Annotated in this window: 11 protein-coding genes; 4 read left to right on the top strand and 7 right to left on the bottom strand. The window is 57.3% G+C overall.

Annotation, left to right across the window (positions count from 1 at the left end; translation table 11 throughout):
* Positions 1–129: 129 nt before the first annotated feature.
* A complete protein-coding gene (locus tag EB809_RS02040; protein WP_123633080.1) occupies positions 130–2,433 on the top strand; it encodes a mechanosensitive ion channel domain-containing protein in 2,304 nt (767 codons plus the stop codon).
* 99 nt (positions 2,434–2,532) lie between these two features.
* Here the strand turns inward: EB809_RS02040 and EB809_RS02035 are convergent, their stop codons facing one another.
* Positions 2,533–3,420, bottom strand: a complete 888-nt coding sequence (locus EB809_RS02035) for a LysR family transcriptional regulator (protein ID WP_123633078.1) — start codon at positions 3,418–3,420, stop codon at positions 2,533–2,535.
* A gap of 101 nt (positions 3,421–3,521) precedes the next feature.
* Here EB809_RS02035 and metE point away from each other — a divergent pair, with 101 nt between their 5' ends.
* Together metE and EB809_RS02025 are read left to right on the top strand one after the other, a co-directional pair.
* Positions 3,522–5,792, top strand: a complete 2,271-nt coding sequence (gene metE, locus EB809_RS02030; protein WP_123633075.1) for a 5-methyltetrahydropteroyltriglutamate--homocysteine S-methyltransferase — start codon at positions 3,522–3,524, stop codon at positions 5,790–5,792.
* A 228-nt stretch (positions 5,793–6,020) separates the two neighbouring features.
* On the top strand, positions 6,021–7,109 hold the full coding sequence (locus EB809_RS02025) for a tellurite resistance/C4-dicarboxylate transporter family protein (protein WP_123633073.1): 1,089 nt from the start codon (positions 6,021–6,023) through the stop codon (positions 7,107–7,109).
* A 107-nt stretch (positions 7,110–7,216) separates the two neighbouring features.
* Here the strand turns inward: EB809_RS02025 and EB809_RS02020 are convergent, their stop codons facing one another.
* From EB809_RS02020 to EB809_RS01995, 6 genes are read right to left on the bottom strand one after another with little or no spacing between them, the layout of a single operon-like run.
* Positions 7,217–8,191 carry an NAD(P)H-dependent flavin oxidoreductase gene (locus EB809_RS02020; protein ID WP_123633072.1) on the bottom strand — a complete coding sequence of 325 codons (975 nt, stop codon included), beginning with the start codon at positions 8,189–8,191 and terminating at the stop codon, positions 7,217–7,219.
* A gap of 5 nt (positions 8,192–8,196) precedes the next feature.
* Entirely contained in the window at positions 8,197–8,577 is a 381-nt protein-coding gene (locus tag EB809_RS02015; RefSeq protein ID WP_123633070.1) for a DsrE family protein, read from the bottom strand.
* Between the two features lie 3 nt (positions 8,578–8,580).
* Positions 8,581–8,994, bottom strand: coding sequence for a DsrE/DsrF/TusD sulfur relay family protein (locus EB809_RS02010; RefSeq protein WP_123633068.1), 414 nt, complete (start codon positions 8,992–8,994; stop codon positions 8,581–8,583).
* Positions 8,995–9,005: 11 nt separating this feature from the next.
* Positions 9,006–9,332, bottom strand: coding sequence for a DsrE family protein (locus EB809_RS02005; RefSeq protein ID WP_123633066.1), 327 nt, complete (start codon positions 9,330–9,332; stop codon positions 9,006–9,008).
* A gap of 14 nt (positions 9,333–9,346) precedes the next feature.
* Positions 9,347–11,050, bottom strand: a complete 1,704-nt coding sequence (locus EB809_RS02000) for an NADPH-dependent assimilatory sulfite reductase hemoprotein subunit (protein ID WP_123633065.1) — start codon at positions 11,048–11,050, stop codon at positions 9,347–9,349.
* Positions 11,051–11,064: 14 nt separating this feature from the next.
* Positions 11,065–12,798 carry a sulfite reductase flavoprotein subunit alpha gene (locus tag EB809_RS01995; protein WP_223807774.1) on the bottom strand — a complete coding sequence of 578 codons (1,734 nt, stop codon included), beginning with the start codon at positions 12,796–12,798 and terminating at the stop codon, positions 11,065–11,067.
* 130 nt (positions 12,799–12,928) lie between these two features.
* Between EB809_RS01995 and EB809_RS01990 the strand changes: the two genes are divergently transcribed.
* On the top strand, positions 12,929–13,768 hold the full coding sequence (locus tag EB809_RS01990) for a LysR family transcriptional regulator (RefSeq protein WP_123633062.1): 840 nt from the start codon (positions 12,929–12,931) through the stop codon (positions 13,766–13,768).
* The last annotated feature ends 123 nt before the right edge of the window (positions 13,769–13,891 follow it).

Genomic DNA, 13,891 nt, shown 5'->3' with positions numbered 1-13,891 from the left:
CTTACAACAGTGCGGGGATTGAATGCTTAACGACGTTCTGTGCAGACTGACCGTTCCTTTAAATTCGCCCGGGCAGTCATCACTCTATCGAGGTCGGAAGTGAAACTGCGGGCACCCGCAGGAGGCCGCATGTCTGGAATCAAAGGGACGGGCATCCGCCTGATTGGCGTTGTCACAATAATTCTCTGCTTACTATCGACAAGTGCGCAACCGGCAACGTCAGGTACCGTTGAACCGCAGGCCAGCGGCGAACCGGACTACGCTGCCCTCGCCGACGTCTTGGAGAACGAGGCGTCCAGGCAGGTTCTCATACGCCAGCTTCGAAGCATGCAGGAAACCGGCGATGCCGCGCCCAATACGTTATCTGCATCCGAGAGACAGTCCGGAGCAGGCGATCATGCGACCAACACGGACACGAAAACAGAGCATACCTCTCTCGCCCGACACGTCGCCACTTCGACAGCCCATGTCATGACTGACCTGCGGGATCAGTTCAGCACACTGACGAGCGCCCTCGACTCTCTGTTTTCATCAACGCTCACCAACCGCCAGCTGTCCGAAGTCATCAATACCGTCGCCCGCTTTATCGGCGTTGTCGTGGCGGCGTTCCTGTTACTTCTGCTACTACGCGTACCGGCCGCCAGGATCTTTATGAGACTGGATCGCAAGGCGGCCCGGGGTTCGGACAAGCTGGCCATGTTGCGAACTATCACAGCGGTGTTTATCGCCACGATTGTTGACGCCATGACCGTTGCATTGTCCTACATTGGAGGCTGTCTCGTAGCCAACCTACTGACGACACAGTCGCCGCTTCCAGGAACCCGGCTATTGTTGTTTCTGAATGCTTTTCTCATTGTCGAGCTTTTCAAGGTAGCGCTACGCATGCTGTTTTCAACGCGCTACGAACACCTACGGCTCATGCCTCTGAATGCTACTCAGGCGCAGTATACCCATCGGTTTCTGGCCAATCTGGCAGACTGGATTGGTTATGGCATGCTGGTAGCCGTTCCCATCGTCAACGCCAATGTGGCCCCCTCACTTGGGAACGCCGTTGGCACCCTGGTGATGCTGGTGGCATTGTTCTATGCCGTTTCAATCGTCATGAAAAACCGCAAGTCCGTCCACGATCGGATGATTCTGGCGGGCGAAAGCAGGCATGGGTTGGGCCGATTGCTGCTCAGAATTTTCGGACAGCTTTGGCACATTCTGGCCATGCTCTATGCGGTGAGCGTCTTTGGAGTAACAGTCCTTCGGCCCGAAACGGCCCTTCCCTACGTGGCAGCGGCCACCTTTAAAACATTGGTATACATCGGTCTTGGCACCCTGCTCGGTGTCGTTCTGGCCCAGCTTATTGGCAAAGAAATTCGTCTATCCGAGACTCTCAACACCCGTTTGCCAAATCTCCAGCCACGCATCAACCTGTACATACCCAACATTCTGAAAGTTGCGCGGGCGCTGATTCTGACACTGGTCGTCATTCTGGTTCTCGATAGTTGGCATTTTTATAGCCTTGCGGCGTGGTATGCGACACCGACCGGGACCCGGGTAGTTGTGACGCTAATTCATATAGCTCTGATCCTGTTGGCGTCGGCGTTGATCTGGATTGCTTTGGCGAGCTTTGTTGAAACTCGCCTTGCCCCAAAAGAAAGCGCAAGCCCTGCCGCAGCAGCCCGCTCGCAAACACTCATGGGTCTTTTCCACACAGCGCTCGCCATCGTCACGTTGGTCTTCACGGTCATGATCGTGTTGTCCGAAGTGGGCATTGATGTGGCGCCGTTGATTGCTGGTGCGGGGGTGCTGGGTCTGGCCATTGGTTTCGGTTCGCAAAAGCTTGTTCAGGATGTCATTACCGGCATATTCATTCAGCTTGAAAACGCCATGAACACTGGCGATTTCGTCAGCGCAGGGGGGAACTCCGGCACCGTTGAGCGTGTTGGCATCCGGTCCGTTGCTTTAAGGGATCTCTACGGCACATACCACATCGTGCCGTTTTCTTCGGTGGGCGCCGTTTCCAACTTCACCCGGGAGTTCGGCAATCACGTTGGCGAGTACCGCATCGCTTATCGCGAAGATATCGACGAAGCCATCAAGTATCTTGAAGCCGCGTTTGATGAGTTGAGAGCCGGCGAATTCGGTTCTGAGGTGCTGGACACAGTGACAATTGCCGGTGTTTCGGCGTTGGCCGACAATTCTGTGGATATCCGGGTCGTCATCAAAACCAGTCCCGGCATGCAGTGGGCGGTTGGCCGCGCCTACAACCGACTGGTTAAAATTCACTTTGATCGGGCCGGCATAGAGATCCCCGTGCCACAAACCATGCTTTATTTCGGACAGAACAAGGATGGCGACGCACCACCGGCAAGAATTCAGATGCTGGGTGATGCATCCGATACAGCAAGTCATAAAAGCGGACCAGCTGCCCCATCTGGTTAATTCCTTGCTTAAACTGAAGGAAATCGATGATCAGATATCCCCAAGCGAGTGGCGAACGCCATTCGTGGCATTTGGACGTCATCGATATCCGAGGATGGGCTACCAATCGATAGACCGGGCCATGGCCAGAAAGTCGGTCAGGTAATCCACGTCCTCGTCAGCCTGGCGGACCCCCAGGAAAATCTGCTTGGGCAATCCCGTCTGTCCCAACCGCACAGGCAACAGCGGCATCCGGTGCGCGTATTCCTCGACCAACCAGCGGGGCAAAGCGGCCACGCCGCGGGTCGCCGCCACCATCTGCAGCAGGATATCGGTCGTCTCGATGGTTTTGTGTTTACGCGGCAGAATTCGAGCTGGCAGCAGGAACAGGTTGAATATATCCAGGCGCTCGGTTTCCACCGGGTAGGTAATCAGGATTTCATCCGCCAGATCCTCCGGTTCCACCCATTCACGACCGGCCAGGGGGTGCTCGCGACTGACCACCAGCACCTGCTCGTAGTCATACACGGGCGTAAATACCAGTCCCGTCCTGTGCAAGGGGTCCGGCGTGACCAGCATGTCGATGTCATAACCCAGCAGAGCGCCCAGCCCGCCAAACTGAAACTTCTGTTTCACATCAACGTCCACCTGCCGCCAACGCTCAAGATAGGGGGCAACCACCTTCAGCAGCCACTGATAGCAGGGGTGACATTCCATACCGATGCGTAACGTACCGCGCTGGCCATCAGCCATCTGCCCGATCACCGCTTCGGCATGCTCCAGCTGCGGCAACAGACGATTCGCCACTGACAGCAGGTAATACCCAGCCTGGGTGAAATGCAGACTGCGCCCCTCACGCATCCATAACGGGGTACCCAGTTGCTGCTCCAGTTTCTTGATCGTGTGACTCAGGGCCGACTGGGTCACGAACAGCTTATCGGCGGCGGCCGTCATTGAACCCTGGCGATCGATTTCCCGGATGATGGCCAGGTGATGGCGGTCCAACATACCTACTCCATGAAAGAATCTAATCGATTTATGCGAAATTACCATTTTTAGTCATAAAAAGCGCTGTCTACGATATCGCCATCGATACAAGGAGACAGGCAATGGCAAAGACACACAACCTCGGTTTTCCCCGAATCGGCGCAAAACGGGAACTGAAATTCGGACAGGAAGCCTTCTGGAAGGGCGAGACCGGTGAACCGGAGCTGCTTCACCTCGGGGCGGACTTGCGCAAGCGTCACTGGCAACACCAATCGTCACTGGATCTGCTGCCGGTTGGCGACTTCTCTTTCTATGACCAAGTGCTCGACATGAGTTTCACCCTGGGCCACATTCCCGAGCGTGTAAAGGGGCTGACAGGGAGCGAGTTGGACAACTATTTCCGGATTGCCCGGGGCCGTTCCGCCAGTGACGGCGGATGCAACGGTGTCCATGCCGGCGAAATGACCAAATGGTTCGACACGAATTATCACTACATCGTTCCAGAGGTCACGGCCGACACCACCTTCTCACTGAATGCGGATCGCCTTCTGGCCCAACTGGCGGAAGCACGGGATGCCGGCTTCAGCGCCAAACCGGTCATCATCGGACCGGTCACCTATCTGTGGCTGAGCAAGGAAAAAGACAACTCCAGCCGCCTGGACCTTCTCCCCCGGCTGCTGCCAGTCTACAGCGAATTACTGGAAAAGCTCGCGGACGCCGGAGCCGAGTGGGTACAAATTGACGAGCCGGCATTGGTCACCGATTTGAGCAGGGACTGGAAGCAGGCCTTTGAATCCGCCTATCACACGCTGAAGACCTCGCGGCCAAAGCTCCTGTTGGCCGCCTATTTCGGCGCGATGCAGGACAACCTGCCGCTGGCGCGCAACCTGCCGGTGGCCGGCCTGCACATCGATGCCGTTCGCGGACATCAGGACGTTGCCAGGGTCGTGGACTGGCTGGCGCCTCACAAAGTGCTGTCCATTGGCGCCATCGACGGCCGCAATATCTGGAAGACGGATCTCAATGGGGCACTGGACTGGCTGGAGCCCATCGCAGCCAAGCTGGGTGACCGTTTGTGGCTGGCCCCTTCCTGCTCTCTTCTGCACGTGCCGGTGGATCTGGATAGCGAAACCAGGCTGGATGCGGACATCCGCAACTGGCTCGCCTTTGCGCTTCAGAAACTGGATGAATTGGATGTTTTGGCCCGAGCGTTAAACAACGGTCGTAACAGTGTGGCCGTCGCTCTCAACAACAACGCCAGGTCCATACAGAGCCGCCACGCCTCTTTGCGTGTCAACGATCCTGGTGTGCGCCAAGCTGTCGCTGCGATCACGCCGGATTTTGGGCAGCGGCAGGCCCCCTTTTCCATACGCAGAACCAGGCAAAGGGCCGCCCACCGATTACCCCTGTTTCCCACGACCACTATCGGATCATTCCCACAAACTGCAGATATCCGCAAGACCCGCAAACTCTACCGCAACGGTGATCTGGACGAGGCTTCATACAAATCCCTCATGAAGGATGAGATCCATCAGACTGTCCGCGAACAGGAAAATCTGGGGCTGGATGTCCTGGTGCATGGCGAGCCCGAACGGAATGACATGGTGGAGTATTTCGGAGAGCAATTGGAGGGTTACGCGTTCAGCCAGTTCGGGTGGGTCCAGTCTTACGGCTCCCGCTGCGTGAAGCCTCCTATTCTGTTTGGGGACATCAGCCGACCGCAGGCGATGACGGTAGAATGGATCCGGTACGCCCAGTCCCTGACTGATAAACCGATGAAAGGCATGCTGACCGGACCTGTGACTCTTCTTAACTGGTCTTTCGTCCGAGACGATCTGCCCCACCGCCAGAGCTGCTATCAGTTGGCCCTGGCCATCCGTGAAGAAGTTCAGGACCTGGAAGCCGCCGGGATCAACCTCATCCAGATTGACGAGGCCGCCCTGCGCGAAGGCTTGCCGCTACGCCGTTCGGAGTGGCCAGCTTATCTGGATTGGGCCATTGAGTCCTTCCGAATTGCAGCCAATGGCGTGAAAAACGAGACCCAGATTCACACCCATATGTGCTATTCGGAGTTCAACGACATCATTGAATCAATCGCAGCCATGGACGCCGACGTCATTACCATAGAAACGTCGCGCTCGGATATGGAACTGCTGAATGCCTTCGACGACTTCCAATACCCAAACGAGATTGGCCCTGGAGTCTACGATATTCATTCCCCGAACACTCCGGCTGAAGAACATATCGCGCAGATGATACAGGGAGCAGCAGCCCGAATTCCCGCCGAACGTTTGTGGATCAACCCTGACTGCGGCCTAAAAACCCGAACCTGGGAGGAAGTTGTCCCCGCTCTGAAAAACATGGTCCGTGCTGCGAAGGGCCTGCGCCAGTGATTCCCACTGTTCACGCTGCCCCGGGTGCGGTGCAGCGTGAAATGGATGTTTATCATCTAACCGATGCCACAGGATGTTTCATCCTGCCCAAGAGTCGTTGACCAGTATTTCAGCGTCCAAGCACTGGTTTCGGCCAGCTTGTGTCCCGTCGGGTTACTCGATCTTTCCCTAGAAGACAGTAAAATAACGCCATTCGTATCTTGATCTATTGCTTATTTGGGTTTTGCCATGCCCTCTACAAAGCCAGCCCCCCGCGATACCGCCGGGCCCCAACATCCAGAACAACTGAAAAAGCGTTGGCGTGGGGCTATTGCCTACCTTCCGCCGGGAAGCTTCGGCATCGTCATGGCAACCGGTATCGTTTCACTAGGCGCGCACCTGATGGCCCTGCCCTGGATCGCCCATTCCCTACTGCTGCTTAATCTGATTCTTTATCCCGTCCTGTGGGTGATGACCCTGATTCGACTCGCCAAATTCCCAACGCGAATGGTCGGCGATCTTACAGACCATGCCAGAGGGCCAGGCTTTTTCACTCTGATCGCCGGGTCGAACATCGTCGGCGCGCAACTTGTCGTGCTGCTGCCTGAATCCGGTGTGGGTGTGGTCTTGTGGTGGATAGGGAGTCTCTGCTGGATGGGCCTGACTTACGCCATTTTTTCCGCCCTGACGCTCAAGATCCAGAAACCAACGTTAGAGAAAGGGATATCGGGGACATGGTTGCTGAGCATCGTATCGACGCAGTCTGTGGCCGTCCTGAGTTCCCTGCTCGCCGCGGGCACCCTGCCTCACTGGAAGCTGGAGCTGAACTTTCTCGCCCTCGCCATGTGGTTGGTAGGCGGCATGTTGTATATCTGGATGATCTCGCTCATTTTCTATCGGTATACGTTCTTCCGACTGGAACCGGAAGACCTCGTGCCCTCCTACTGGATCAATATGGGTGCCATGGCGATCTCAACCTTGGCGGGCTCCCTGCTGGTGACCAGTGCGCCCGAAGCGCCGCTCCTGAACGCACTGGCGCCGTTCATCAAAGGCATGACGATTCTTTACTGGGTAACCGGAACCTGGTGGATCCCGATTCTGTTGATTCTGACACTGTGGCGATATGGCTACCGTCGATATCCGATCCGATATAACTCTCTTTATTGGGCCATCGTATTCCCACTGGGCATGTATGCCGTCTGCACACACATGCTGAGTGAGGCCCTTTCGATCGGATTCCTGGACCGGATATCACCGGTGCTGTTTTATCTGTCGCTCGCGGCGTGGGTCATCACGTTCTTTGGATTGATCCGACATATCTATCTACAGTGCCGCTGACAGGAATCCGGTTGGGAACGAACATTCAGGCGTCCCCCAGGATCTGCGGCGAGGTAGGTAGGCGGAGTTGAACTCTTGCCGCCCCAACCCCAATAAGGGAAGACGAGCTAACGAGCAGACACGCTGGCTACTTCTCTCATCAGGTTTTCAATTCGCTGACCAGCGCTCACTATGTCACTGACCTGACCGCAACTCTGACCGCAATATAGCGCCATGTCATCGACGCGGCCCTCGGCATCCGCCAGCGGCGAATCCGTCGAGAACAGGTAGACCGGCTCATTGTCCTGGGAACCCAGTATGTGATTCGGGTCTTCGATCCGATCGTAGTCACCGCGGGTCACTGCGTTCTCCAGAACGCGCACCGGCGCCGCAATGGGCCAGTTGCGGGCGAATCGCGTTGTGTAACACGTGTCATCGACACGGGCCTGCACAACCCGCCGTTTATGATGGTGATGGGCATTGGCCTCATGCGTTGTCAGAAAGGCGCTTCCAAGACTCACGGCCTGCGCCCCCACCGCCAGGGCCGCCGCTATCGACGGACCGGACGCCATCCCGCCTGAAGCCGCCACCGGCACGTCACTCATAGCGACGACCGGAGCCAGCAACGCCAGTGTGGAGGTGAGCCCGTGGACGTGACCACCGGCTTCGTGGCCCTGAACAATCAGCGCTTCCACGCCGGCTTTCAGCGCCTGCTCCGCCGCCCGCTCGGTGCCCACTTGGTGAATGACCCGGAAGCCGTCCTGACGAACGGCGTCTATCAAGGGGCGATCCACGTCCCAGAAAAACACCAGCGTCTCCACGGCCAGCGCACGGCACGCGTCGATCTGTTCCATCAACTGTTGCCGTGGCGTGGCGGCCGGTATCAGGTTCACCGCAAACGGCTTGTCGGTAAGCCTCCGCATGGCGCTGACTTCATATCGCAACCGTTCGACCGGTTCGCGCACCATACCGAGCACGCCATACCCGCCGGCATTCGAGACCGCGGCCGCCAGACGATGCCGTGCAACGCCGCCCATGCCGGCCAGCATGATCGGATAACGACATCCCAGTTGCTGACAGAGAACTGTTTGTACACGATCCATTCAACTCACCAGTGCCAGATCTGGTCAACACTTTCATAGAGATCAACAAGCTGTCTACGCGAGATGACCTCTACGCCAGGATACACCGGGCTTTTGGACAGCCCTCGCTCCGCCAAATCCTCCGAAACTGCGTAAACGGGCACACCACTCTCGATCAGGCCGGATAGATCTCGCGTCAGGGTGGCCGGTTCGGTTTGCTGCCAGCCCGCGACCTGCAGTGCTGGCTGACGCCGGGTCTGGGTGACATAATAGCTGGCGTGACCACTTAACAGCACGCGGAGATCGCCGCCCGCACCCCGCATGGACTGGGTAAGCCAAAGGATCGTGTCGTCCTGTTCTTCAGTCGTTGTACGGAACGCTTGGTCGATAACCTGCAATACTTTCATCGCTCACCTCGTCCCAATTGTCAATGTGTTGAAAGCGCTCTCGGCGTAACGCCAGAGATCCGGAGGCCCCCCACGACCACAACCCTCGATGACTTCGTTGACGCCCCGCTCATCCACACACAGTCCGCAGTTGATCCACTCGAAGCTGACTCCCTTCTGCAGCGCCTTTGTCTGTAACGCAGCTATCCAGTTTTTGGTGAGCGGGTGATCCTCTTCTTCCGTGTTCCGGCCATGCACGGCGTTGCCATGCGGCGATTGCCTGGAGAACGCCAGGGCCACGGCACCTTCGTAGGCAAAAACCCGCACGTTGGCCCGACGCTCCAGCGCGGCATCCAGCAAACGGAAGAACGAGACGGTTCTCTCGCTTTCGAACGGCGGCTCCATAAAAGCGAAGGCCAGGGTTTTCGGTTCACTCATGTTGCTTGCTCCTAGTTCCAGATCACCTTGTGGCCTTCGAGTAACGACTCCACGGCCACATCGATGTCGCTAATCCACACCGGGTATTTGAGATCGTCAGGGCCGATTTCCCGCTGTTTCAAAGAAAAACCATCCGCCAGCACCGTGATACCCCACGCCAGCAGTGAATCAAAATGCGTCAGCCGGGCGCCTTTACGTGCCGGCGTCACTCCATTCTGGATCAACAGGATACGGACGTTATGACCCGCGTCGTGCAGTTGGGCGGCTAGCTCGAACTGCTGCTCGGCACGAGCCTCCGTGTATGGATCCTGACTCTGTATAAAGAGGTAATCAGACATCTCGATCTCCTGAATTAGGTCGACGGAACCGATACCAGCGAGGTATCAAGCCGCTCGGTACGGACAAGAAAGTCCCCAAAACCCTCGGCCTCATGCCGCCCGCTCTCATACTCGTTGAACAGCTCAGCCATGATGTCGAGGAACTGTGATTCGCTGACGTTGGCGGCAAACAGCTGAGCCAACCGATCCCCGTGAAAACTGCCCCCGAGGTAGAGGTTATAGAGCCCCGGGGCACGGCCGGTCAGCGCGATTTCCGCCAGGTACGGCCGGGCGCAGCCATTGGGACATCCTGTGATCCGGAAGGTCATCGGCACCGCGTCCAACCCGTACTGTGCCTTCAGTCTTTTGAACACCGTCAGCAACCGGGGCATGTATCGTTCGGCCTCCGCCATGGCCAGACCGCAGGTGGGCAGTGCCACACAGCTCATCGTGTAAGCATCCTGCAGTTCCGGCGACAGGCGATGTGACAGTTCAAGATCCTCCAGGCGCCAGCCCACCTGATCGAGTTCAGCACCATCCACCTGTGTCAACTGCAAATTCTGATTGGTGGTCAGCCGGATCTGGCCGCCGTACTGCTGAAAAAAGCCCGCCAGGCGCTCCCGCAACACGCTATCCACCCGGCCATTGTCGATGGCTAACGTGCCATACCAGAGCCCGTCATCCCCCTGCTGCCACCCCAACCGATCGCCATTCTGGGTAAACTCGAATGCACGCGCTTCCGCCAATGGCACTCCTCGGCGCTGCGCCAACTCCTGCAGGAACCAGTCGTTTCCGAGACGGTCCAGCGTGTATTTAAATCGTGCCCGATGCCGGTCCTTGCGATCACCGAAATCCCGTTGTATCCCCATGACGATTTCGGCGAACGCGGGTGCTTCATCCGCGCTCACAAATCCCAGGACCTCCGCAGCGCGAGGATAACTGTCCTCACGGCTATCGAGTTGTCCCATGCCACCACCAAAGCAGACGTTGAAGCCCGCCAGCTTGCCGTTCTCGACGATGGCAATGAACCCCAGATCTTGCCCGTACACGTCGATATCGTTCACCGGCGGAATCACATAGCCCACTTTGAACTTACGGGGCAGGTAGAGGGGCCCATATAAGGGATCTTCGCGCTGAGGGTCGATGTCCCGGGGCTGATCGCCGTACCAGATCTCGCCGTAGCCCGCGGTTCTGGGGATAAGCCGCTGGCTAGTTTCCCGGGCCAGTTGGGCCACTTGCCGATGTACCGCCGATATCGCCGGATGGCTGCCGCAAACGACGCCCCGACTGTCGTCACCACAAGCGGCAATCGTGTCAAGTCCGACGTCTCGAATGCCCTGCATCAGCACTCTCAGATGGCGCTTGCGGATCCCATGGAGCTGAATGGTCTGGCGGGTCGTAATGCGGATACCGCGCTCGGCATATCGGCGCGATAACTGATCGATGCCCTGCCATTGCTCTGGCGTCAGCAGACCGCCCGGAATCCGCAATCGCACCATGAACTGATAATTCGGCTCCAGGTGCCGCTGTTTGCGCTCAGCCCGCAAGTCGCGGTCGTCTTGCTGATAGATGCCGTGAAACTTCATCAACAGGGGATCGTCGCCCGGCACGGCTCCGGTCAATCCATCCTCAAGGCCGTCGGCAATATGACCACGCAGGAACTGACTGCTGGCTTTCAGTTTTTCATTGTCGTGCAGTTCACTGACGGGCTGGGTCAGATCGGTTGTTCTATCCACCATGATCCTGCTCCGCTTTAATAGACGTTTCGATGGAGACGTTTTTGCTTGTTCAACGCTTTCCAAGCGCCGTCACCGATAGACAGATCGACCCGCGCACCCAGGTCGGATTCACACGCCTGCAGCCGCCCCTTGTCGCCACAGAAATACAGATGCGCCCCATCCTCAATCCAGGTCACCAGTTGTTCGATGTGATCGACCAATCGATCAGACAGCGACACGCCCGGTTCATCCGCGTAGAACACCGTCGTAACTCGGGATAGCGCGCCGTCCGCATGGGCTTTCTGTAAATCCTTCTGGTAAAGGAAATCCTGCTCGAACGACTGCTCCGCGAAAAACAGCCAGCAATGACGCGGCGTTTCCCGATGGGCGTTGGACTCGACAAACGCCCGGTAAGGCGCTATTCCGGTGCCTTCAGCAATTAGAATGACCGGAATGTCGGCTTCTTCAGGGAGATGGAACCGGTTGTTGGTGTGGGCATACAGACGCACCGGATCGCCGGGTTCAAGAGCCAACAGATAACGGGACGCAATTCCAGACTCAGTGCGCGCCTGGAAGTTGTAATGAAAGTGTTTAACCGTCAGGTGCAACTCGTCGGTCTGCCCATCGATCTCATTAGCAACGTCGTACAAACGCGGCTGCAAAGGTCTCAGCGCGTCCAGAAACGCCTGAGCTCCGGGTACCGCCGGGTAGGCTGTCACCAGATCTCGAATCTGAACGGTTTTCAGGAACTGACGCTGCTCGCGGATAGGTGCGTCGGTGAACGCTCGCAACGTTTCCGAGCCGCTCAGCTCCGCCCAGTAGTTCAGGAACTGGGCGCCCGGTATGGTGACATCCACCTGCTGACGTAGCGCTTCCACCAGAGTCATCGGCCGATCGCCGACACTGACACAGGCCTCAGCAGAGAGCTGAATGGCATCCAGTATCGCGGCCACAAGGTCCGGCGGATTATCGACCAGGATGCCCACTGCATCTCCCGGCGAGAGAGCGAGCGCGCCTTCGGGCATTTCCAGCTCGATGTGATGAATGGCGCTCCGGCGGTTTGCATTGCTGAGCCGTCGGTTCTCCAATACCTCGACGCTGAGTGGATGCTGCTTGTCATACACCGTTGTCGTTGCCACGATTTCCTGCTTGGCAGGCAAAGCGTCGGAGGCCCCGGTTCGGGGCAGCTTTTTGAGGACAGCCGCCTCCCAGGCAGCAGCCGGAACCGCGAAGTCAACATCGCACTCGACACGCGGATGCAGACGGGTTGCCCCCAGCGATTCCAGGCGGCGGTCGATCTGCTGGCCGGTCACGCAGAACTGGTCGTAGCTGCTGTCGCCCAAGGCGAGCACCGCAAATTGCAGGTTACTCAGCGTGGGGGCCGAGTCGGACATCAGAGCTTCAAAAAAGGCCTCGATGGGTTCCGGCGGATCACCATTCCCATGGGTGCTGCAAACGATAAGAAGCCACTCGTATTTCCTGAGTTGGCGAACCTTCGTCGTCGCCAGATCAACGACCTCGACCGGAATACCGGCCATACGGGCAGATTCGGCAGAGGAAAGAGCAATCTGCCGAGAATTTCCGGTCTCGCCGCCATGAGCGATCAGCACAGGTGCTACCGAGGGTTCTTGCGCGCTCGGCTTTGCGTCCTGAGCGGCCAAATAGCCACTCACCCATGCGATCTGGCGACTGTCGAAGTCGCTCAGCAGCTTCTCGATCAGCTTCCATTGAGGCGCAGACAGCGGCGATGTCTTCAGAGCCTGTGTCATATTCAGACCTTATTCGTAAATCACGACAGGCCATCAGTATGAATGGCGTTTTATATCTGGAATAATGAATTGTTATTGAATTTAATATCGATACTTTCGATGAAAACAGAAGAAATGGCAGGTGACGACAGTGGATATCGAACTGGCCCGCACTTTTCTGGAGATTGTGCGTACTGGCAGCTTCATGGCGGCTGCCGAACGGCTACACATTACCCAGACAACGGTTACCGCTCGGGTTCAGAATCTGGAGAGCCAACTGGGCTGTCGCCTTTTTATTCGCAATCGCAGTGGCGCGACACTGACGACTCACGGGGAACGTTTTGCCAGCCGTGCCAGCCAGCTCGTTCAGACCTGGGATTCAGCCCGTCGTGAACTGCCACTCCCAGAAGGCTCGGATAGCGTGGTAACACTGGGGGCAGAGACCAGCCTTTGGAATCCACTGCTACTGGATTGGCTGTCCGCGCTGAAGGACGATGCGCCCCACCTGGCGTTGCGCATTGAGGTCAGCGAGCCCCGTACGCTTCACGAACGACTCGAACAAGGCGTCATGGATGCGGCCCTGATTCACCAGCCCAATTATTGGCCCGGCATGCAGGTCGAACAACTGCTGGAGGAAAAATTGATCCTGGTGAGAACAACCGGCCAGCCGGGCCCCTATATCTACGTAGACTGGGGAGCTCATTTTCGGCATCAGCATGATGCAGCGTATCCGGAAAATGCGCGCCCACGCCTGAACTTCAATCTGGGACCGCTCGCCATTCAGCATCTGCTCCGCAACGGCGGGAGTGGTTACTTCAGAACCCGGGTTGCCCAGCCATATCTGGAAAACGGATCACTTGAGCGCGTCGCTGAAGCTCCCGAGTTCAGCTATCCAGCTTATTTGGTTTATCCTCGTGCCTCGGATGCTTCGACAATGAAAATCGTTACCGGCTCGCTGTATCGGACGGTGGTAGAGAACAGTCGGCACTAGTGTCCCGTCTGGTTAATTCGCTGATCTTCTGAGCGCCTGAACGCTTTGAGAGCAAGGCGCGGTAGCGAAGGTTTGGTGGTTCCAAATCGAGCTGCCGCAACACCGCTATCAAAGCGTTCAGGC

It is taken from the genome of Marinobacter sp. R17, assembly GCF_003789045.1.
GTDB lineage: Bacteria > Pseudomonadota > Gammaproteobacteria > Pseudomonadales > Oleiphilaceae > Marinobacter_A > Marinobacter_A mangrovi.
The sequence above is the reverse complement of the archived record's forward strand: the minus strand, read 5'-3'. Positions and strand labels throughout refer to the sequence as shown.

Excerpts from the sequence above, each read along its gene's own strand:
- EB809_RS02040 (WP_123633080.1), top strand. The coding sequence starts at position 130 with ATGTCTGGAATCAAAGGGACGGGCATCCGCCTGATTGGCGTTGTCACA.
- EB809_RS02035 (WP_123633078.1), bottom strand. The coding sequence starts at position 3,420 with ATGTTGGACCGCCATCACCTGGCCATCATCCGGGAAATCGATCGCCAG.
- metE (WP_123633075.1), top strand. The coding sequence starts at position 3,522 with ATGGCAAAGACACACAACCTCGGTTTTCCCCGAATCGGCGCAAAACGG.
- EB809_RS02025 (WP_123633073.1), top strand. The coding sequence starts at position 6,021 with ATGCCCTCTACAAAGCCAGCCCCCCGCGATACCGCCGGGCCCCAACAT.
- EB809_RS02020 (WP_123633072.1), bottom strand. The coding sequence starts at position 8,191 with ATGGATCGTGTACAAACAGTTCTCTGTCAGCAACTGGGATGTCGTTAT.
- EB809_RS02015 (WP_123633070.1), bottom strand. The coding sequence starts at position 8,577 with ATGAAAGTATTGCAGGTTATCGACCAAGCGTTCCGTACAACGACTGAA.
- EB809_RS02010 (WP_123633068.1), bottom strand. The coding sequence starts at position 8,994 with ATGAGTGAACCGAAAACCCTGGCCTTCGCTTTTATGGAGCCGCCGTTC.
- EB809_RS02005 (WP_123633066.1), bottom strand. The coding sequence starts at position 9,332 with ATGTCTGATTACCTCTTTATACAGAGTCAGGATCCATACACGGAGGCT.
- EB809_RS02000 (WP_123633065.1), bottom strand. The coding sequence starts at position 11,050 with ATGGTGGATAGAACAACCGATCTGACCCAGCCCGTCAGTGAACTGCAC.
- EB809_RS01995 (WP_223807774.1), bottom strand. The coding sequence starts at position 12,798 with ATGACACAGGCTCTGAAGACATCGCCGCTGTCTGCGCCTCAATGGAAG.